This is a genomic window from Streptomyces cynarae (assembly GCF_025642135.1).
Taxonomy (GTDB): domain Bacteria; phylum Actinomycetota; class Actinomycetes; order Streptomycetales; family Streptomycetaceae; genus Streptomyces; species Streptomyces cynarae.
Window position 1 is genome coordinate 2,351,349 of record NZ_CP106793.1, and the last position, 20,404, is coordinate 2,371,752.

The window sequence follows — 20,404 nt, forward strand, 5'->3', positions numbered from 1 at the left end:
CTACCCCGCGCGCACCGCCCTCACCCACGTGCGGTCGTCCGTCAGATACCTGTCCACGCGCAGTCCCGCCTCCGTCAGCGCCTCCTCGAACTGCTGTCTGCTCAGCGGCCGGGAGAGGAACGTCTGAGTCCAGGTCGCGTCCGGAAATTCGTACTCCGCGCGTACCGAGTTGACCCCGTCCCCCACCGGCTCCGCGGACACGATCCGTACCGTGAAACCGCTCGGGTCGACCCGTTCACGTGGCAGGTTCGTGTGGTAGTCCTCGCCCTCCCTCTGGATCAGCACGCATCCGCGGTCGGCCACGTGCCGGGCGCAGGTCGCCAGCAGTCGTCTGCGCACCCCGACGTCCCCGGCGTGCACGAGGAACGACGCGAGCAGCACCACGTCGAACGTCTCGCCCAGGTCCAGGGCCTCGATCGGGCTGCATATCGTGCGCGCACCGCGCACCCGCTCCAGCATCTCCGGTGACTCGTCCACCGCGGTGACCGTGAAACCGCGCTCCAGCAGCGGATGGGTCGTCCTCCCCACCCCGCTGCCCAGTTCCAGGATGTGCGCCCCCGTCGGCACGGCCGCGGCGACGATGTCCGGCTCGTCCCCGGGCGGTAATCGTGAGTACAGCTCGACGGCACAGCCGTCGGGTGTGATCACGCCGGGGCCCGTGCCCCCGTAACCGCTCCGCGTCTTCTGCTTCATGCCCGTCCAACGGGCGGCCGCGAGTGCCCCGTTCCCGGTCAGCCGTCACCCGATGGGGTGAAACGTTCGAGGGTCGAACGGCGTCACAGCACGAACCAGCCGTGGCCCCCGTACCAGTGCCCGCCCGCCCGCAGATGATCCCCCACCGCCCGCTCCACACTGCTCCGCCGGGGCAGCTCTCCGACCGGCAGTTCCGGGTCGCCGAAGATGAAGCCGACCGGTAGCCCGTCGTCCGGTGTCGTGTCCTGGTAGGCGAGTTCGAAGCGATCCTGGAAGCGGATGATGTTGGAGTCCGCCGGAAGATACCGCTTGAGCTGGGGATCGAGCAGCCAGGAGTGGCACACGGCGATCTCATGGCGCTCGTCGGGGTAGTGCCGGGCGAAGAATGCCCGTGCCAGCGTCAGGGACCGCTCGCAGGCGGACGGCGACAGCGGGCCGCTGAAGTCGGGTATGTGCAGGCTCAGACAGAGGTCGCCGGGCCCGTGCACCCGACCCGCCGCCGCGACGGCCCGCCCCGTGCGCTGTCCCAGCCGCGCCCGCTGGAACTGCAGCCGCCCCAGTTGGAACAGCTCCCCGTGAAAGTGGAGCGCGATCCACCAGGGGAACAGCAACCCGCCCGTGCCACGGCGTCGGCGGTGCACCGCCATGTGCCGGCCGAGGTCGGCGAGCGTACGCCGGGACACCTCCTCGGGGATGCCGCGCTCGCGGTGGTACGCCCGCACGTACGGCAACGCCGCGACGAAGACGTACACGGGGAAGAGCCGTCCGAGCGGTCCCGCCGACGCGGGGAACTGCGGTGGTTCCCAGCCCTTGCCGATCTCCCCCATGTCCCGTACCAAGCGGGCGACGCACCGCTCCAGCAGCGCCGTCGCCTCCGGGTCCCCGCCGAGCCGGGCGCGCTGGGCGACGAGTTCGTTGATGTCCTCGTGGGGCACGGACAGGTCGAGCAGGACGTCGGGCAGCTCGTCCGCGTCGGGCAGCGAGGCCTGGACGCGCCTGTCACCGTCGCTGTCGAGGTCCCTCAGCCACTCGGCGAGCCGCGCGTCCGCCCGCAGCGTCTCCAGCAGCACCGTTGCCTCCCCGTACGGACCCGGTCCCGCTGCTGTTCGCGGACGCCCGGATCCGGTCGCCGTCCCATGGTGAACGTGCACCACGAAGGGTACTGGTGCCTTGAGGAGCAGTGAGAGCGATGCGTACGGGCAGTGAACCGGCGACGGCGCGCAGTGCGCTGCGGGCCCGCTTCTGGCTGAGCCTGTGGGGCCTGGTGTGGGCCACTTTCGGCACGGTCGTGTTCGCGCTCATCGGTCGGCCTGGCTGGGCGGCCGCATGCGGTGCGCTGTGGCTGGTCGTGGCCACGGACATGACCGTGGTCGTGCGGCACATCCGTCAGGGCCCGCACTGGCAGCCGGGCCGTGAGGTCCCGCCGTACCCGCCCCCGGAACGCCGCGGCCGGTAGCCGCTGAGGGGATCCCGTGGGCGGTTGGGGCCGCAGACGCGCGTGGCCAGGTCCGCGATGCCGAGCCGAGGCCGAGCTGATCCGGAAGGCGGCCCTAGGAGTCGAAACGTGCCGCCTTCAGGTACTGAGGGTTCGGGTCCAGTGCGGCGGCCAGCCGGAAGTGCCGCTTCGCCTCGTCGTGCCGGGCCTGGCGCTCGTAGGTGCGGGCGAGTGCGAAGTGCGCGTACGCGTTGTCCGGCTCGCGTTCCAGCACGATGCTGAACTCCAGTTCGGCCGGTCGTAGTTGCGCGGCGGCGAAGAAGGCACGCGCGCGGAGCAGCCGGGCGGCGGTGTTCTCGGGGTGGGCGGCGATCACGCCGTCGAGCAGCTTGACCGCGCCCCGCGGGTCCCGCGCGGCGAGGAGTTGCTCCGCGGCGCGGAAGTCGATGACATGCGTTTCCGGAGTTGGTCCGGTGGAACCGCTGGTCTCGGGCACGGCAGAGTCCTTCCCTTACTGCACCGGTTCAACGCCCCGGCGGGCGGACGCTATTCCGGGGAACGGTGCGCTCTGCGGACGAGTTCCTCCCACACGTCCCTTACGCGCCGCTTCAGCTGCTCCAGGGGCACATCGTTGTCGATCACGATGTCCGCGACTTCCAGGCGCTTCTCCCGTGGTGCCTGGGCGGCCATGCGGGCGCGTGCGTCCTCCTCGGTCATACCGCGCAGACGGACCAGCCGGTCGAGCTGGGTGGCGGGGCTCGCATCGACGACGATCACGAGGTCGTAGAGCGGGGCCAGCCCGTTCTCGGCGAGGAGGGGGACGTCGTGGACGACCACGGCGTCGTCGTCAGCGGTGGTCTCCAGTTCGCGGGAGCGGGCCCCCACCAAGGGGTGCACGATCGAGTTCAGAACCGCGAGCTTGTCCGGGTCGGCGAAGACGATGGAGCCCAGCCTGGGGCGGTCCAGGCTGCCGTCCGCGGTGAGGATGTCCTCGCCGAACGCCTCGACGACCGCCGCGAGCCCGGGAGTGCCCGGAGCGACGACCTCGCGCGCGATGCGGTCCGCGTCGATCAGTACGGCCCCTCGCTCCACGAGCAGCCGCGACACCTCGCTCTTGCCGGCGCCGATACCGCCGGTCAGGCCCACCTTCAGCATGCCGGGAAGCTTACGGCCTGCCACCGACGGTGTCGGTGGCAGGCCGCGGGTCGGGCTGTGGGCCTCGGGCTCAGCTGTCGCCCTCGCGCTCCGCGAGGAAGCGCTCGAACTCCTGCCCGATCTCGTCCGCGGACGGGATCTCCATGGGCTCGGCGAGCATGTTGCCGCGTGTCTCGGCGCCCGCGGCGGCGTCGTACTGGTGCTCGAGCCCCTGGACGAGCCGCACCAGGTCCTCGTCACCCTCCCGGATCTGCCGCTCGATCTCCGTCTGCGTGCGGTGCGCGTCGTTGCGCAGGGAGTGCGCGACGCTCGGCAGGACGAGTCCGGTGGCGGCCGTGATGGCCTCCAGGACGGTGAGCGCGGCGTCCGGATACGGGGAGCGGGCGATGTAGTGGGGGACGTGCGCGGCGACGCCCAGAACGTCGTGTCCGGCCTCAGCGAGCCGGTACTCGATCAGGGACTCGGCACTGCCCGGTACCTGCGCCTCCTCGAAGGGGCTGCGGTGACCTGGTACCAGGTCGGTGCGGTTGCCGTGCGGGGTCAGGCCCACCGGCCGGGTGTGCGGCACGCCCATGGGGATGCCGTGGAAGTTCACGGACAGACGGACGCCGAGCCGCTCCACGATCTGCCCCACGGCCGCGGCGAACCGCTCCCACTCCACGTCCGGCTCGGGCCCCGACAGCAGCAGGAAGGGCGCTCCGGTGGCGTCCTGGAGCAGACGCACCTCGAGGTCGGGGACCTCGTAGTCGGTCCAGCGGTCGCGCCGGAAGGTGAGCAGGGGACGGCGGGCGCGGTAGTCCACGAGCCGGTCGTGGTCGAAGCGGGCCACGACCTGCTGGGGCAGCGCGTCGAGGAGCCCGTCGACGATCAGGTCGCCGGTCTCACCCGCGTCGATGTATCCGTCGAAGTGGTAGAGCATGACCAGTCCGGCCGATTCCTGGGCGAGCGCCATGTCGACGACGGCGAGGCCCTTCGGCTCCCATGCGTACAAACCCTGCGGATCAAGCACTGTAGACCGCTCCTCCTCGTGTTCGTACGGCACAACGCGGGCCGGGGCACGGTCATTCCCCGGTTCGCGCACCGGCAGTACGGCTGTCACAGCCGACAGTGGCCGGGCCCCGGAACGCGACTGAGGGCCCGCCCCACAGGGGACGGGCCCTCAGTCATCGGCTAACGGCTAGCCGTGAGCGTTCAGCTCTGGCCGCCGGCCAGCTTCTCGCGCAGGGCCGCCAGCGCCTCGTCCGACGCCAGGGCGCCGGAGTTGTCGCCGCCCTCGGAGGAGTACGAACCGCCGGTCGCAGCCGGAGCGGCGGCCTCGCCACCCTCGGCAGCGGCAGCGGCGTCCGCCTCGCGGGACTTGATGACCTGCTGCTGGTGCTGCTCGAAGCGGGCCTGCGCCTCGGCGTACTGGCGCTCCCACTCCTCGCGCTGCTTCTCGTAGCCCGGCAGCCAGTCGTTGGTCTCCGGGTCGAAGCCCTCGGGGTAGATGTAGTTGCCCTGGTCGTCGTAGGACGCGGCCATGCCGTAGAGGGTCGGGTCGAACTCGACGGCGGTCGGGTCGGCACCGAAGGACTCGTTGGCCTGCTTCAGGGACAGCGAGATCCGGCGACGCTCGAGGTCGATGTCGATGACCTTGACGAAGATCTCGTCGTTGACCTGGACGACCTGCTCCGGGATCTCCACGTGGCGCTCGGCCAGCTCGGAGATGTGGACCAGACCCTCGATACCCTCGTCCACGCGGACGAACGCACCGAACGGAACCAGCTTCGTGACCTTGCCGGGCACGACCTGGCCGATCTGGTGGGTGCGGGCGAACTGCTGCCACGGGTCTTCCTGGGTCGCCTTCAGCGACAGGGAGACACGCTCGCGGTCCATGTCGACGTCGAGGACCTCGACGGTGACCTCCTGGCCCACCTCGACGACCTCGGACGGGTGGTCGATGTGCTTCCAGGAGAGCTCGGAGACGTGGACCAGACCGTCGACGCCACCCAGGTCCACGAAGGCACCGAAGTTGACGATCGAGGAGACGACACCGGACCGGACCTGACCCTTCTGCAGGGTCGTGAGGAAGGTCTGGCGGACCTCGGACTGGGTCTGCTCGAGCCAGGCACGGCGGGACAGGACCACGTTGTTGCGGTTCTTGTCCAGCTCGATGATCTTGGCCTCGAGCTCCTTGCCGACGTACGGCTGCAGGTCGCGGACGCGGCGCATCTCGACCAGGGAGGCCGGCAGGAAGCCACGGAGGCCGATGTCGAGGATGAGACCACCCTTGACGACCTCGATGACGGTACCGGTGACGATGCCGTCCTCTTCCTTGATCTTCTCGATGGTGCCCCAGGCACGCTCGTACTGGGCGCGCTTCTTCGAGAGGATCAGGCGGCCTTCCTTGTCCTCCTTCTGGAGGACCAGGGCCTCGATCTCGTCGCCCACGGCGACGACCTCGTTCGGGTCGACGTCGTGCTTGATCGAGAGCTCGCGGCTCGGGATGACACCTTCGGTCTTGTAACCGATGTCGAGCAGGACCTCGTCCCGGTCGACCTTCACGATGACGCCGTCGACGATGTCGCCGTCGTTGAAGTACTTGATCGTCTCGTCGATCGCTGCGAGGAACGCTTCCTCGTTACCGATGTCGTTGACCGCTACCTGCGGGGTGGTGGCGGTGGTCTCGGTGCTGCTCGTCATGTGGAAAAGGGCTCCGGTACGGACATTGAAGTCGTAGGTACTGCTCACGCCGGAGCCCGTTTCGCTCTGCAGAAGCCGGACAGCCAAGGAAGCGCCCCACCAGCCGACCGGTGGTGGCGCCTCGACAACCGAGGGGACATACAACAGATGCGAGCGCAGCCTGCTACGTCTGAGGTGCGCAGGCCCGCAGCGCAACTTGTAGCATACGGGGGCAGCCGGACAGGGTCAATGCGCGAAGGCGCACACCCGGGGCGGATCGCCGCATTCCCGGCACAAGTCACCCGTGCGACACCGGCCGCACCCGGCCGATTCCACGAGACCGTGCAGGCCACAGGATCCTTTTCCGTGACACCGCCGCGTCAGGCTGGACGGAAGAGTACGACGAGGGAGCCCATCATCCAAGAGCCCGAACAGTTCGAACCTGAAGCCACCCGACGCGCGGCGGGTGTCACGGAGAGTTCCCGGGCCAACCGGGGCTGGTGGGACAGGAACGCGGACGAGTACCAGATCGAGCACGGCACCTTCCTCGGCGACGACCGCTTCGTATGGGGGCCCGAGGGCCTGGACGAGGTCGAGGCCGAGCTGCTGGGCCCGCCCGAGGACCTGAAGGGCAAGGACGTCCTGGAGATCGGCGCCGGCGCGGCGCAGTGCTCCCGCTGGCTCGCCGGGCACGGCGCCCGCCCTGTGGCCCTCGACCTCTCCCACCGCCAGCTCCAGCACGCCCTGCGCATCGGCGCCGGCTTCCCCTTGGTGCAGGCGGACGCCTGCGTGCTGCCCTTCCGGGACGCCTCCTTCGACCTGGCGTGCTCGGCGTACGGGGCGTTGCCCTTCGTGGCGGACCCGCGGCTGGTGCTGCGCGAGGTGCACCGGGTGCTGCGCCCCGGCGGCCGTTTCGTGTTCTCGGCGACCCATCCGATCCGCTGGGCGTTCCCGGACGAGCCGGGACCGGAGGGCCTCGCGGTCTCGGCCTCGTACTTCGACCGCACGCCGTACGTGGAGCAGGACGACGAGGGCCGGGCGGTGTACGTCGAGCACCACCGCACGCTAGGCGACCGGGTGCGGGACATCGTGACGTCCGGCTTCCGGCTCGTCGACCTGGTCGAGCCGGAGTGGCCGGCCTGGAACACGTCCGAGTGGGGCGGGTGGTCGCCGCTGCGCGGCGCGCTGATCCCGGGGACGGCGATCTTCGTGTGCGAACGGGACTGAGGTACCGAGGGACCGGTTCCGGCCAATCTGCGGGGGTGGCGGCCGTGCGCGTATGCCGACCGTACCGGCAGGGCACAAACGATGAGTCGATATATCACCCTCAAGGCCGCGCTCCGCGGTGCCAGGCGGTGGGGGGTACGCGCATGCACGTCTGCCCGGTCTGCCGGCGAGGGGACAGGACCACCCGGCTCCGCACGTACTGGAGGACGCTGTCGCCCGAGGCGCGCGCCGGGGCACCGCACCTCGCGCGGCCCGCACTGGACGAAGAGCGCTGGGCGGCGCCGTTCGGGCTCCTGACCGTGGGCTGCGCCCTGCTCGTGTCGGAGGTGTGGCTGGGGTTCGTCGGGCTCGCCGGCGGGGGCCTGTGGCTGGTGTCCCTGCGCGGCAGCGTCACGCAGGCGGCGCGGCAGCGGGCCGACTGGCGCAGGCAGCTGTTCTGCCTGCGGTGCCGGCACGTCTTTCTTCCGTGACGCGGCCGCCTGGAACACTGGTGCGGTGATCCGCCGCGACGCTCTCGACCGCCTGCCCGTCCGTTCCGCCGTGCCCGCTCTTCGGGCCGCTCTGGGCGCGCACGGTACGGCGGTGCTGTGCGCCCCGCCGGGCACCGGCAAGACGACGCTCGTGCCGCTCGAGCTGGCGGGACTGCTGGGCGGCGGTCCCGCTCGGCGGGTGGTGGTGGCAGAACCACGGCGGATCGCGGCGCGGGCGGCGGCCCGGCGGATGGCGTGGCTGCTGGGCGAGAAGACCGGTGAGAGCGTCGGCTACGCCGTGCGCGGGGAGCGGGTGGTCGGGCGGCACGCGCGCGTGGAGGTCGTCACCACCGGTGTGCTGTTGCAGCGGCTGCAACGGGACCAGGAGCTGGCGGGCGTCGACGTGGTCGTTCTCGACGAGGTCCACGAGCGGCACCTGGACGCCGACACGGTCGCCGCCTTCCTGCTCGATGTGCGTCAGACGCTGCGGCCGGAGCTGGAGTTGGTGGCTGCCTCCGCGACGACGGACGCGGTGGGCTGGGCACGGCTCCTGGGCGGGGCACCGGTCGTCGAGGCGGAGGGCGTGTCGTACCCCGTGGAGGTGGTGTGGGCGCCGCCCGCGCGTCCCGTGCGGCCGCCGCACGGGACGCGGGTGGATCCGGCGCTGCTCGCGCATGTGGCGTCGGTGGTACGGCGGGCGCTGGCCGAGTGCGAGGGGGACGTGCTGTGCTTCCTGCCCGGTGTCGGGGAGATCGCGCGCGTGGCGGGTCATCTGGGGGATCTCGGCGGCACCGAGGTGCTCCAGGTGCACGGGCGTGCGCCGGCGGCCGTGCAGGAGGCCGTGCTGTCGCCGGGCTCGGCACGGCGTGTGGTGCTGGCGACGGCCGTGGCGGAGTCGTCCCTGACCGTCCCGGGCGTGCGGGTGGTCGTCGACTCCGGTCTCGCGCGCGAGCCGCGGGTCGACCACGCGCGGGGCTGAGCGCGCTGACCACGGTACGGGCCTCGCAGGCGGCGGGTCGGCAGCGGGCGGGCCGGGCGGGGCGTGAGGCGCCGGGCCGGGTGTACCGCTGCTGGTCCGAGGCGGAGGACGCACGGCTGCCGCGTTTCCCGGCGCCGGAGATCCGGCTGGCCGATCTGACCGCGTTCGCCTTGCAGGCGGCGTCCTGGGGCGACCCGGACGCGTCCGGGCTGGCGCTCCTCGACGCACCGCCGCCCGGGGCGATGGCGGCGGCGCGGTCGGTGCTGACGGCGATCGGCGCGGTGGACGCGGCGGGACGGGTCACTGAGCGGGGCGTACGGATGTCCCGGCTGGGACTGCATCCACGGCTGGCGCGGGCGCTGCTGGACGCGGCCCCGCGAGTGGGTGCGGAGCGCGCCGCGGAGGCGGTGGCTCTGCTGAGCGAGGAGCCGCCGCGGGAGTACGGCGACGACCTGGCGGCGGTGTGGCGGGCGGCCCGGCGCGGGGGCGACGCGTACGCGGGGCGCTGGAGGGAGGAGGTGCGCCGGCTGCGGGCCGCGGCGGACGACGTGCCTGCCGGTGCTGCGGAGGTGGGCGACGACCATGTGGTCGGACTCGTCGCCGCGCTCGCCTTCCCGGAGCGGCTCGCGCGGGCCGATGACGGCTCCTGCCTCATGGTGAACGGCACCCGCGCCGAGCTGAGGGAGGGGTCGGGGTTGCGCGGCGCCCCGTGGCTGGCGGTGGCCGTGGCCGACCGGCCCGTCGGTGCGGGGCACGCGCGCGTGGGGCTCGCCGCCGTGGTCGACGAGGACGTGGCGCGGCGGGCGGCCGGGGCCCTGTACTCCACGGGCGAGGAGGTGCACTGGGCCGACGGGGACGTCGTCGCCCGGAGTGTCGAGCGGCTCGGGGCCCTCGAGCTGACGGCGCGGCCGCTGCGGGACCCGGCGCCCGCCCTCGTACGTCGGGCCCTGCTGGAAGGGCTGCGGCAGGAGGGCTTCGGTCTGCTGCGATGGTCCCCTCAGGCCCTTGTGCTGCGGCAGCGACTCTCCTTTCTGCGACTGCACCTGGGCGAGCCGTGGCCGGACGTCCGGGATGACGTGCTCCACGCGCGCGTGGACGAGTGGCTGGAGCCCGAGCTGAGCCGTGCCCGGCGGCGGGCCGACCTCGCCCGGATCGACGCGGGGCAGGCCCTGGCCCGGCTGCTGCCCTGGTCCACCGGGGAGGCCGCCCGGCTCGACGAACTCGCCCCGGAGCGGATCACCGTCCCGAGCGGGTCCGCGATCCGGATCGACTACGCCGATCCCGAGCGGCCCGTGCTCGCCGTGAAACTGCAGGAGGTGTTCGGGGTGCAGGCCTCGCCCGAGCTCGCCGGTGTGCCCGTCGTCGTGCACCTGCTCTCCCCCGCCGGGCGGCCCGCGGCCGTCACCGCAGACCTCGCCTCCTTCTGGCGGGACGGGTACAGGGCCGTACGGGCGGAGCTGCGCGGCCGCTACCCCAAGCACCCCTGGCCGGAGGACCCGGCCACCGCGGAGCCGACCCGGCACACGAACGCTCGGCTCAGGCGGTGACCGGCTCGGGCTCCTCGACCGCGGTGGGCTCCGGGTCGTCCGGGCGGCGGCCGCGCGCCTCCAGGTAGAGGGACAGCGACAGAAGGGCGGCGCCGAGGATCAGGAAGCCCCACGGCAGGGAGGACGTCAGCAGCAGGATCATTAGGCGGTTGTGCTCGACCAGGGCGACCGTCGAGGCGAGGTAGTCCTCGCGCATCTTCACATGCCCCGCGAAAACCGTGACCCTGTCACGTCCCCCGAGGAGCGTGCCGCCCCGCAGTTCCTCCTTGTGGATCTCCTCGCCGTAGACGGGCGCGCCGGTCAGGGGTTCTACCCAGAACTTGCGGACCGTCGTGTACCAGCGGGTCGTGCCGGTCTTCGCGACCGACTCGGGGGTGATGCCCTTGACGGGCATGATCTTGGGGAAGGGGACCTTGGTCCACGGGATCGTCTGTTCGAAGCAGTAGACCTTGACGCCCCGGAAGGTCCGCGTGCCCCTGTAGTGGATGGGGCGGGTGACGCGGGCTTGCGCGTCGAAGTATTCGTAGTCCCGCTTCTGGGTCAGGAAGGGCCATTTGAACTCGATGCCGTCACGGTGGACGGGGTCGCCGTCGACCATCTCGCCGGTGGCGTGGACGGGTTCCTGGCTGTGGGCGTCGAAGATGTACCGCTCCGGGATGCGGGACACCATGGCGCCGTCGGGTCCCTGCACATAGGACAGGCCGTCCCACACGACCACGTCCCGGCCCGCGGTCTTCTCGATCTTGTCAGCGGCCTCCACGTTCCCTCTGAGGGTCTGCACGATGATGACCTCGGGGACCGTGCGGGACGTCATGGTGCCGTAGTCGAGGAGGGTGGCGTTCTTCGCCTCGAGGACCATGGTCTGGTACTGGTTCGCGGGGACCTTGGCCAGGCGTGGGAACGCGTACCAGCGCAGCAGTGGGGACAGCGCCGTGAAGAACACGGCGAAGGCGAGCAGGACCAGGCCGGCCTTGCGGCGCATCTCGCGTCCTCCTTTGCGCGCGTCACGGATGGCTGGGGACCGTCGTCAGCAGTGGTTTCGGGGACGTCGTGCCGGACGGCGAACCCAGGGCCGTAAGGCCGAACACCAGGGCGAACGCCGCCGCCAGGCCGATCGCGGCGGCGATGAGGGCGCGCATACGGGCCTCCCCGGGACGGCAGCCGGCACAGGGCAACTGATGGACCGTCAGGTCCGGCACCGTAGCAACGGAGGCGTGAGATGAGAACAGGACGCACGAAAAGGCGGCGGCGCCCCTCCGCGGTGGAGGGGCGCCGCCGTCGTACGTTCCCGGCCGGCCTTACGAGCTGGGGCTCGGACTCGGACTCGGGCTCGGGCTGGGGCTGGGGGACGAGTCGGCCGCCGCGACCTTCAGTTCGACCGTCAGGGTGGCCCCGCCCGCCGTGGTGATGCGGAGCAGGAATGTGCCGGTCGTGTCGTCGGCGTACAGCTTCGGCAGCTTCAGCAGGCCGTCGGCGTCGGTCTTGAGGCCTGTGAGCGTGCGTACGGTCTTGCCGCTCGCGTCCTTGAAGTAGGGGCCCTTGTCGTTCTCGGTCAGGTCGTCGGCCGACTTGACGAGCGTCGCCGTGGCCGCGACACCGTCCGCGACGGCGCCCTTGTACGTGGCCTTCACCTCGACCTGGTCCGCGAACTCACCGCCCGGTGTGCAGGTCAGCTCGGTGTCGCTGGTGCGGACGAGGGTGTCGGCCTGGCGTTCGACAACGGTGGCCGAGTAGTCGAGACCGGCGACCATGCGGCCCACGACCAGGGCGCGGACCCTGAAACCGCCGGTCTTCTGGCCGGCGACGAGCGCGGGCGCGGTGGCCTTGCCCGAGCTGTCGGTGACGACGGTCGCGACGGTCTCCCCACCGGTGAAGGTGGTGTCCGTGTCATCCATGATCGCGAAGCGCACGCGGACCTTCGGCACGGCCTTGCCGGCCTTCGTGACGGCCTTCACCACGACCTTCCGGTCGAAGGTGTCGCCCGTCTTCGCGGAGAGCTGCCCGGTGCCGCCGTCGGCCAGGTGGTCCACCGTGTCGGTGGGGGTGGGGGCGGGCGGAGTCGGCTTCGGGGTGGTGGGCTTGCTCGGCGACGGCGGGGTGGGGGTGGGGCCGGTGGTGCCGCCGGCGGGCTCGGAGCTGCCGGGCTTGCTCGTCTTCCCCGGCTTCGGGTCGGGGCTCGCGCCGGAGTTCCGGTCGCTGCGGTGCGAGGGCAGGGTGCCGGTGCCGTCCGGGATCGAGTGGGTGCCCTTGCGGTAGAACTCGTACCAGGACAGAACGGTGTTCAGGTAGTCCTGCGAGTTGTTGTAGCTGAGTATCGCGGCGTTCATGTCGGCCTGCACCGACAGGTCACGGTCCGCGCGGCACAGGTAGTGCGCGGCGGCCAGAGCGGCGTCGTAGACGTTGTTGGGGTCCTTGACGCCGTCGCCGTTGCCGTCGCGGCCCGCCCAGGCCCAGGTGGACGGGATGAACTGCATGGGCCCGACCGCACGGTCATAGGTGCTGTCGCCGTCGTAGGCGCCGTTGTCGGTGTCCTTGATGCTGGCGAAGCCGTTGCCGTTCAGGACCGGGCCGAGGATCTTCGTGTACGTGGTGCCGTCCGCGTCGACCCGGCCGCCCTCGGCCTGGCCTGACTCCACCTGGCCGATGGCGGCGAGGAGTTGCCACGGCAGATTGCAGCCGGGCTTGGAGCTCTGGAGTTCCGCCGCGGCCTTCTTGTAGGCGTCGAGGACCGTGGCGGGTATGCCGCCCTGCCCTGTGCCGGAAGGGCCCGTGGTGGGCGTGGCGCTGGGGTCGGGCGACTCGGTGGGGCTCTTGAGCGGGGGCAGGTCGGTGTAGTAGCCGCCGTTGCCGGTGGCGGTGTCGCCGCCGCTCGTGTTGCCGGTCGTCTCGGGCGTGGACTGCGCGCCGGTGGCCTGTCTGCCCTGGTCGTCGCTGGTGACTCCCGGAGCCTGGGATGCCGCCAGAGCCGCGACCGCGGCCGCGGCCAAAGCGGTGGTTGCCGCCCCCTTGCGCAGCCTCCTGCCGAAACGCGCCGCCATTGAGTGAACCCCTCCCGTCGACGACCTGGTGTGTGCTGCTCTGTTGTGTCCGTGTGTTCGACCACGCATCCGTGCGCGGCGACCAAGTGACCCTACGACAACTTGCGACGCGTCGACACCGGTTGGTGCCCGGTTTTCACCAGTTGGTCATGTCCGCTTGGGGCGGACGCAGAAGCAGGGCGGGTCGCCTCACCTTTCTCATGCGTCCCTCATACTGGACGCTCGTGATCGCCGGGTGGTTGTGCTCGGTCAACATCTGCGGCGGGAGGCTTCGTGCCGTTCACCCTCAGCCATGCCGCGGCCGTCCTGCCGGCCGTGCGCGCGGACGGGTCCGGACGCGGGCGGCTGGTACCCGCCGTTCTCGTCGCGGGATCGTTCGCGCCCGACATGACCTACTTCGCGGCGAGCGTGGTGTCCGGGGGCATGGAGTTCGGTACGGTCACGCACTCCTTCACAGGGGTGTTCACCGTCGATGTGCTCATCGCTTGGGCACTGGTGGGGTTGTGGCTGGTACTGCGGGAGCCGTTGGTGGCGCTGCTGCCGCCGACGGTGCAGGGGCGGGTGGCGGCGCTGGTGCGCTGCGGTACACCGCTGCGCAAGGTCTCGTTCGCACTCCTGGCGCGGTGGTACGTCTCCGCGGTGCTGGGTGCGCTGACGCACGTGGTGTGGGACGCGTTCACACACATCGGCCGGTGGGGGGTACAGGTGTTGCCCTGGCTTGCGCGGCCGACGGCGGGTGCGCCGCGGTACACGTATCTGCAGTACGGGAGTTCGGCCGTGGCGGCCGTCATGATCGCCGTGTTCGTGGCGGTCGCGCTGCGGCGGGCGTCCGCCGGTTCGTCGGCGGTGTCGGCGCTGCCGGTGCTGTCGTGGGCGGACCGGTGGCTGGCTACGGCGGTGATCGGCGGGTGCGCGGCGGCGGGGGCGGTGCAGCGGGCGTCGCGGTGGTGGGCCTACTGGGGAGCCCACGCGAAACCGTGGGAGGTGATCCCGCCGACGTGCTTCGGCGCGGGCGCGGGCCTCGCGGTGGGGATGGCGCTGTATGTGACGGGCGTCAGGGCCCTGCGGCGCACGACCAGGGACCGCCGGGGCACCGATCGGGAACCGGCTCGACCGGCGTCACGCTGATCGCCTCCGGGCCATCCGGGGTGGACTGCCCGGACACGCGGGTTGGTGCGGCGACGGGCAACCGTCGCCCCGTCGCCGCGCCCGGCAGGCGCCCCCACCCTTGAACCGGCTTCAACGGCTCGGGCGGGGCACCCCCACAACGCCCGTCCTTGCCGGGCGAACGCCGCCCGCCCGGCACTCAGTGCGCCGCCGACTCCCAGTCCGTCCCGTACCCCACCGAGACGTCCAGTGGTGCCCGTAGCCGTACCGCTGCTGCCATTTCCCGGCGGACCAGGTCCTCCGTCTGCTGCCGTTCGCCCGGGGCGATCTCCAGCACGATTTCGTCGTGGACCTGGAGGAGCATCCGGGACTTCAGGTCCGCCTCACGCAGCGCCCGGTCCACGTTCAGCATCGCGATCTTGACGATGTCCGCCGCCGTACCCTGGATCGGGGCGTTCAGCGCCATCCGTTCGGCCGTCTCCCGACGCTGCCGGTTGTCGCTGTTCAGGTCGGGCAGATAGCGGCGGCGGCCGAAGAGCGTCTCGGTGTAGCCCGTCGCCCTCGCCTCGTCCACCACACGGCGCAGATAGTCGCGCACCCCGCCGAACCGCTCGAAGTACGTGTCCATCAGCGCGCGGGCCTCCGCCGCCTCGATGTTCAGCTGCTGGGACAGGCCGAACGCCGACAGCCCGTACGCCAGGCCGTAGGACATCGCCTTGATCTTGCGCCGCATCTCCGCGTCGACCGCGTCACGGCCGACCCCGAAGACCTGGGAGGCGACCGTGGTGTGCAGGTCCTCCCCGGAGGTGAACGCCTGGATCAGGCCCTCGTCCTCGGACAGGTGGGCCATCACACGCAGCTCGATCTGGCTGTAGTCCGCGGTCATCAGGGATTCGAAGCCCTCACCGACCACGAAGCCCCGGCGGATCGCCCTGCCCTCGTCCGTGCGCACCGGGATGTTCTGCAGGTTCGGGTCCGTCGACGACAGGCGGCCCGTCGCGGCGACCGTCTGGTTGAACGTGGTGTGGATGCGGCCGTCCGTCGCGATCGTCTTGATCAGGCCCTCGACCGTCACCCGCAGCTTCGCCTGCTCCCGGTGGCGCAGCATGATCACCGGCAGTTCGTTGTCCGTCTGGGTCGCCAGCCACGCCAGTGCGTCCGCGTCCGTCGTGTAGCCCGTCTTCGTCTTCTTCGTCTTCGGCAGGCCCAGCTCACCGAAGAGGACCTCCTGGAGCTGCTTGGGCGAGCCCAGGTTGAACTCGTGCCCCGCCGCGGCGTACGCCTCCTTCACCGCCTGCTGGACGGCGCCCGCGAACATCTGCTCCATGGTCTCCAGATGCGCTCGGTCCGCGGCGATTCCGTGCCGCTCCATCCGGGCCAGCAGCGCGGAGGTGGGCAGCTCCATGTCGCGCAGCAGATCCGCCGCACCGACCTCCCGCAGCTTCTCCTCGAACGCCTGGCCGAGGTCCAGGATCGCCCGGGCCTGGATCATCAGCGCCTCGGCCTCGGCGCCCTCGTCCGTACCGAAGGCCAGCTGTCCGTCCGCCGTGGCCGCGGGCGCCAGCTCACGGCCCAGGTACTCCAGTGAGAGCGCGTCCAGCGCGAAGGAGCGACGGCCCGGCTTGACCAGGTACGCGGCGAGCGCCGTGTCCATGGTCACGCCCTGAAGGGACCAGCCGTGCTCGGGAAGGACGCGCATCGCGCCCTTGGAGTTGTGCAGGACCTTGGGCCTCGCCGGGTCGGCGAGCCACTCCGCGAACGCCCTCTCGTCGGCCTCGTCCAGCTCCGCCGGGTCGAACCAGGCCGCCGCGCCGTCGGCCGCGGCGAGCGCGATCTCGGCCACCGCGCCCGTGCCCAGCGCCCATGAGTCGACCGTGGCGACACCCAGGACCTGTGTGCCGTGCTCGGTCAGCCACGGCTTCAGCTCTCCTGCGCCCAGCACCGCCCCGTCCAGCTCGACGCCGTCCGCCACGACCGGGTGCGCTTCGACCTCCTCGGCGCCCGGGTCGACGGCGAAGAGCCGCTCGCGCAGCGAGGGGTTCCTGATCTCCAGGGTGTCCAGGACCATGGCGACGGTCTTGCGGTCGTACGCGGCACGCCTGAGGTCGGCGACCGCCTTCGGCAGCTCCACCTGCCGCTCCAGCTCGGTCAGCCGGCGGTTCAGCTTCACCGACTCCAGGTGGTCGCGCAGGTTCTGCCCGGCCTTGCCCTTGACCTCGTCGACGCGCTCGACCAGCTCCGCGAAGGAGCCGAACTGGTTGATCCACTTCGCCGCCGTCTTCTCACCCACGCCCGGGATGCCGGGCAGGTTGTCCGACGGGTCGCCGCGCAGGGCGGCGAAGTCCGGGTACTGCGCCGGCGTGAGCCCGTACTTCTCGAACACCTTCTCCGGGGTGAACCGGGTCAGCTCCGAGACGCCCTTGGTCGGATACAGCACCGTCGTGTGCTCGCTGACCAACTGGAAGGAGTCGCGGTCGCCGGTGACGATCAGCACCTCGAAGCCCTCTGCCTCGGCCTGGGTGGCGAGCGTGGCGATCACGTCGTCCGCCTCGTACCCCTCGACCGCGAACCGGGCGGCGTGCATGGCGTCCAGCAGCTCGCAGATCAGCTCCACCTGGCCCTTGAACTCGTCCGGGGTCTTCGAACGGTTCGCCTTGTACTCGGTGAACTCCTCCGAGCGCCAGGTCTTGCGGGAGACGTCGAACGCCACCGCGAAGTGCGTGGGCGCCTCGTCACGCAGGGTGTTGGCCAGCATCGACGCGAAACCGTAGATCGCGTTCGTCGGCTGGCCGGTCGCGGTGGTGAAGTTCTCCGCGGGCAGCGCGAAGAACGCGCGGTAGGCCAAGGAGTGCCCGTCCATGAGCATCAGCCGGGGACGGTCGCCGCCGGTAGTCTTGTCGGTCTGCTTCGATGCTGTCTCTGCCACGCCCCCGATCCTGCCACGCCCCACTGACACTCGGCCCCGGCCGTGGGCTCCTCCGGCGGCCGGACGGGGCCTCTCGGTGCCCGGGCGGTGCCGCAGCGCCCCGCGAGGCCAGGTGCAGGGACCGGCGCCGCCCCGTCGCCGCCGAGACTCCACATCGTTGCCTGTTCCGCAACCATTGCATGATACGGAACTATGGTCCCTGCCCTCCACGCACTGCCGTCGTTGTCGGCAGCGCGTGCGAGGATCAGAGACGTAGTTCACGGGTGCCGGTGAAGGAGAGCGCAGCGATGGCAACGAAGCCGCCCATGGGCGATCCGGTTCAGGACGCGCCGCAGGTCGCCGAGCCCAAGCACGCCGCGGCGGGGCTGCCGGCGATCGGGCACACCCTGCGCATCGCCCAGCAGCAGATGGGCGTGCGCCGCACCGCGCTGACCCTCCTGCGCGTCAACCAGAAGGACGGCTTCGACTGCCCTGGCTGCGCCTGGCCCGAGCCGGACCACCGGCACAAGGCGGAGTTCTGTGAGAACGGCGCGAAGGCGGTGGCCGAAGAGGCCACCCTGCGCCGGGTCACCCCCGAGTTCTTCGCCGCGCACCCGGTGACCGACCTCGCCGGCCGCAGCGGCTACTGGCTGGGCCAGCAGGGGCGGCTGACGCACCCCATGTACCTGCCGGAGGGCGCCGACCACTACGAGCCGGTCACCTGGGAGCGCGCCTTCGACATCATCGCCGAGGAGATCGCCGCCCTCGACTCCCCCGACCAGGCCGTCTTCTACACCTCCGGCCGCACCAGCAACGAGGCCGCGTTCCTCTACCAGCTGTTCGCCCGCGAGCTGGGCACCAACAACCTGCCCGACTGTTCGAACATGTGCCACGAGTCGTCCGGCTCCGCACTGTCCGAGACGATCGGCATCGGCAAGGGCAGCGTCCTGCTCGAAGACCTCTACAAGGCGGACCTGATCATCGTCGCCGGGCAGAACCCCGGCACGAACCACCCGCGCATGCTCTCCGCCCTGGAGAAGGCCAAGGCGAACGGCGCGCGGATCATCAGCGTCAACCCTCTGCCCGAGGCGGGCCTGGAGCGGTTCAAGAACCCCCAGACACCCAAGGGCCTCACCGCGGGCGCCGCGCTCACCGACCTGTTCCTGCAGATCCGCATCGGCGGAGACCAGGCCCTCTTCCGCCTCCTGAACAAGCTGATCCTCGCTGAGCACGACAGCGCCTCCGGCGCGGGGTCCGGCGCGATCGACGAGGACTTCGTCCGCGACCACACCCACGGCTTCGAGGAGTTCGCGAAGGCCGCCCGCGCCGCCGACTGGGACGAGACGCTCACGGCGACCGGACTCACGCGCGAGGAGATCGAGAAGGCCCTGCGGATGGTCCTCGCCTCGCAGCGCACCATCGTCTGCTGGGCGATGGGCCTCACCCAGCACAAGCACTCGGTTCCCACCATCCGCGAGGTGGTCAACTTCCTCCTGCTGCGCGGCAACATCGGCCGCCCCGGTGCGGGCGTGTGCCCGGTGCGCGGTCACTCGAACGTGCAGGGCGACCGCACGATGGGCATCTTCGAACGGCCCGCGCCCGCCTTCCTGGACGCCCTGGAGAAGGAGTTCGGGTTCGCGCCGCCGCGCGAGCACGGCTACGACGTCGTCCGGGCCATCCGCGCGCTGCGGGACGGCGAGGCCAAGGTCTTCTTCGCGATGGGCGGCAACTTCGTGTCCGCCTCCCCCGACACGGAGGTGACGGAAGCCGCCATGCGGCGCGCCCGCCTGACCGTGCACGTGTCGACGAAGCTGAACCGCTCGCATGCGGTCACCGGCGCGCGCGCCCTGATCCTGCCCACCCTCGGCCGTACCGAGCGCGACCTTCAGGGCGGCGGCGAGCAGTTCGTCACCGTCGAGGACTCCATGGGCATGGTGCACGCCTCCCGCGGCCGTCTGGAGCCCGCGAGCCCGCACCTGCTCTCCGAGCCGGCCATCGTGTGCCGCCTCGCCCGCCGGGTGCTCGGCGCCGACAGCAAGGTGTCGTGGGAGGAGTTCGAGAAGGACTACGCGACCATCCGCGACCGCATCGCGCGCGTGATCCCCGGCTTCGAGGACTTCAACGCGCGCGTGGCCCGCCCGGGCGGATTCGCACTCCCCCACGCCCCCCGCGACGAGCGCCGCTTCCCCACCGCCACCGGCAAGGCCAACTTCACGGCGGCCCCCGTGGAGTACCCGAAGCCGCCCGAGGGCCGGCTCCTGCTGCAGACCCTGCGCTCCCACGACCAGTACAACACCACGATCTACGGCCTCGACGACCGCTACCGGGGGATCAAGAACGGCCGCCGCGTCGTCCTGGTCCACCCCGAGGACGCCCGTGCGCTCGGCGTGGCGGACGGCTCGTACGTCGACCTGGTCAGCGAGTGGCAGGACGGCGTCGAGCGGCGCGCCCCCGGCTTCCGCGTCGTGCACTACCCCACCGCGCGGGGCTGCGCGGCCGCCTACTACCCCGAGACCAACGTGCTGGTCCCGCTGGACGCCACCGCCGACACCAGCAACACCCCCGCGAGCAAGTCCGTGGTGGTCCGCCTGGAACAATCGGCGACCGACTGAGCGTTTGCTCAGCCACAGTCGAGTGACCGATCACCACGAACGGAGCCGTGCCCCATGGGCGAGCAGCACACCGTGAAGTTCCCCCAGGAAGTCGTCGACGAGTACGCCGCGCTCGGCGTCGACCTGCCCGCCCTCTTCTCCGCCGGGCACCTCGGCACGCGGATGGGCGTCCAAATCGTCGAGGCGTCCGCAGAGCGCGTCGTCGGCACCATGCCGGTGGAGGGCAACACCCAGCCGTACGGACTGCTCCACGGCGGCGCCTCCGCCGTCCTCGCCGAGACCCTCGGCTCGGTCGGCGCCATGCTGCACGGCGGCAGCTCCAAGATCGCCGTAGGTGTCGACCTGAACTGCACCCACCACCGCGGGGTGCGCTCGGGTCTGGTCACCGGCGTGGCCACCCCCGTACACCGGGGGCGCTCCACGGCGACGTACGAAATCGTCATCAGCAACGAGGGCGGCAAGCGCGTGTGCACCGCCCGCCTCACCTGTCTGCTGCGCGATGTGCAGCCCGGCGACGAGGCGCACCTGCGCACGGCGGACTGAGCGGCGAAAGCCCACGCCTGCAACGCCGTTGC

The 20,404-nt window shown here is 71.3% G+C and carries 16 protein-coding genes and 1 pseudogene; 7 read left to right on the plus strand and 10 right to left on the minus strand.

The window, feature by feature from the left end:
* Together N8I84_RS11065 and N8I84_RS11070 are read right to left on the minus strand one after the other, a co-directional pair.
* Positions 1 to 693, minus strand: coding sequence for a class I SAM-dependent methyltransferase (locus N8I84_RS11065; RefSeq protein ID WP_263229357.1), 693 nt, complete (start codon positions 691 to 693; stop codon positions 1 to 3).
* An 83-nt stretch (positions 694 to 776) separates the two neighbouring features.
* Positions 777 to 1,763: an acyltransferase domain-containing protein gene (locus N8I84_RS11070; protein WP_263229358.1), complete on the minus strand. Its 987-nt coding sequence runs from the start codon at positions 1,761 to 1,763 to the stop codon at positions 777 to 779.
* Between the two features lie 119 nt (positions 1,764 to 1,882).
* Between N8I84_RS11070 and N8I84_RS11075 the strand changes: the two genes are divergently transcribed.
* Positions 1,883 to 2,149, plus strand: coding sequence for a DUF6343 family protein (locus tag N8I84_RS11075; protein WP_263229359.1), 267 nt, complete (start codon positions 1,883 to 1,885; stop codon positions 2,147 to 2,149).
* A gap of 94 nt (positions 2,150 to 2,243) precedes the next feature.
* Here N8I84_RS11075 and N8I84_RS11080 read toward each other — a convergent pair whose 3' ends face one another.
* The 4 genes from N8I84_RS11080 to rpsA form a co-directional block, all read right to left on the minus strand.
* A complete protein-coding gene (locus tag N8I84_RS11080; protein ID WP_263229360.1) occupies positions 2,244 to 2,624 on the minus strand; it encodes a tetratricopeptide repeat protein in 381 nt (126 codons plus the stop codon).
* A 50-nt stretch (positions 2,625 to 2,674) separates the two neighbouring features.
* A complete protein-coding gene (gene coaE, locus N8I84_RS11085) occupies positions 2,675 to 3,283 on the minus strand; it encodes a dephospho-CoA kinase (protein ID WP_263229361.1) in 609 nt (202 codons plus the stop codon).
* A gap of 70 nt (positions 3,284 to 3,353) precedes the next feature.
* Positions 3,354 to 4,292: a PAC2 family protein gene (locus tag N8I84_RS11090; protein WP_263229362.1), complete on the minus strand. Its 939-nt coding sequence runs from the start codon at positions 4,290 to 4,292 to the stop codon at positions 3,354 to 3,356.
* A 182-nt stretch (positions 4,293 to 4,474) separates the two neighbouring features.
* Positions 4,475 to 5,965, minus strand: a complete 1,491-nt coding sequence (gene rpsA, locus N8I84_RS11095) for a 30S ribosomal protein S1 (protein WP_103839640.1) — start codon at positions 5,963 to 5,965, stop codon at positions 4,475 to 4,477.
* A gap of 345 nt (positions 5,966 to 6,310) precedes the next feature.
* Between rpsA and N8I84_RS11100 the strand changes: the two genes are divergently transcribed.
* The 3 genes and pseudogenes from N8I84_RS11100 to hrpB all read left to right on the plus strand — a co-directional run bounded on the left by N8I84_RS11100 (position 6,311) and on the right by hrpB (position 10,167).
* Entirely contained in the window at positions 6,311 to 7,171 is an 861-nt protein-coding gene (locus tag N8I84_RS11100) for a class I SAM-dependent methyltransferase (protein WP_263229363.1), read from the plus strand.
* 143 nt (positions 7,172 to 7,314) lie between these two features.
* Positions 7,315 to 7,641, plus strand: coding sequence for a hypothetical protein (locus N8I84_RS11105; RefSeq protein ID WP_263229364.1), 327 nt, complete (start codon positions 7,315 to 7,317; stop codon positions 7,639 to 7,641).
* A 25-nt stretch (positions 7,642 to 7,666) separates the two neighbouring features.
* A pseudogene (hrpB, locus tag N8I84_RS11110) lies at positions 7,667 to 10,167 on the plus strand (ATP-dependent helicase HrpB).
* On the opposite strand, the gene N8I84_RS11115 reads toward hrpB, so the two are convergent.
* The 3 genes from N8I84_RS11115 to N8I84_RS11125 all read right to left on the minus strand — a co-directional run bounded on the left by N8I84_RS11115 (position 10,157) and on the right by N8I84_RS11125 (position 13,205).
* On the minus strand, positions 10,157 to 11,149 hold the full coding sequence (locus N8I84_RS11115; RefSeq protein ID WP_263229365.1) for a DUF3068 domain-containing protein: 993 nt from the start codon (positions 11,147 to 11,149) through the stop codon (positions 10,157 to 10,159). The pseudogene hrpB and the gene N8I84_RS11115 sit on opposite strands and share 11 nt — an antisense overlap.
* Before the next feature lie 22 nt (positions 11,150 to 11,171).
* Positions 11,172 to 11,306, minus strand: a complete 135-nt coding sequence (locus N8I84_RS11120) for an SPW_0924 family protein (RefSeq protein ID WP_263229366.1) — start codon at positions 11,304 to 11,306, stop codon at positions 11,172 to 11,174.
* Positions 11,307 to 11,465: 159 nt separating this feature from the next.
* Positions 11,466 to 13,205, minus strand: coding sequence for a lytic transglycosylase domain-containing protein (locus N8I84_RS11125; RefSeq protein ID WP_263229367.1), 1,740 nt, complete (start codon positions 13,203 to 13,205; stop codon positions 11,466 to 11,468).
* A gap of 273 nt (positions 13,206 to 13,478) precedes the next feature.
* On the opposite strand from N8I84_RS11125, the gene N8I84_RS11130 reads away from it, so the two are divergent.
* Positions 13,479 to 14,333: a DUF4184 family protein gene (locus N8I84_RS11130; protein WP_263229368.1), complete on the plus strand. Its 855-nt coding sequence runs from the start codon at positions 13,479 to 13,481 to the stop codon at positions 14,331 to 14,333.
* A 178-nt stretch (positions 14,334 to 14,511) separates the two neighbouring features.
* On the opposite strand, the gene polA is transcribed toward N8I84_RS11130, so the two are convergent.
* A complete protein-coding gene (gene polA / locus N8I84_RS11135; RefSeq protein WP_263229369.1) occupies positions 14,512 to 17,238 on the minus strand; it encodes a DNA polymerase I in 2,727 nt (908 codons plus the stop codon).
* A 287-nt stretch (positions 17,239 to 17,525) separates the two neighbouring features.
* Between polA and N8I84_RS11140 the strand changes: the two genes are divergently transcribed.
* Both N8I84_RS11140 and N8I84_RS11145 read left to right on the plus strand, forming a co-directional pair.
* The gene (locus tag N8I84_RS11140; RefSeq protein ID WP_263229370.1) at positions 17,526 to 19,829 is read left to right on the plus strand and encodes an FdhF/YdeP family oxidoreductase; all 2,304 of its coding nucleotides are present in this window, start codon (positions 17,526 to 17,528) and stop codon (positions 19,827 to 19,829) included.
* Positions 19,830 to 19,883: 54 nt separating this feature from the next.
* On the plus strand, positions 19,884 to 20,372 hold the full coding sequence (locus N8I84_RS11145) for a PaaI family thioesterase (protein ID WP_263229371.1): 489 nt from the start codon (positions 19,884 to 19,886) through the stop codon (positions 20,370 to 20,372).
* Positions 20,373 to 20,404 lie beyond the last annotated feature (32 nt).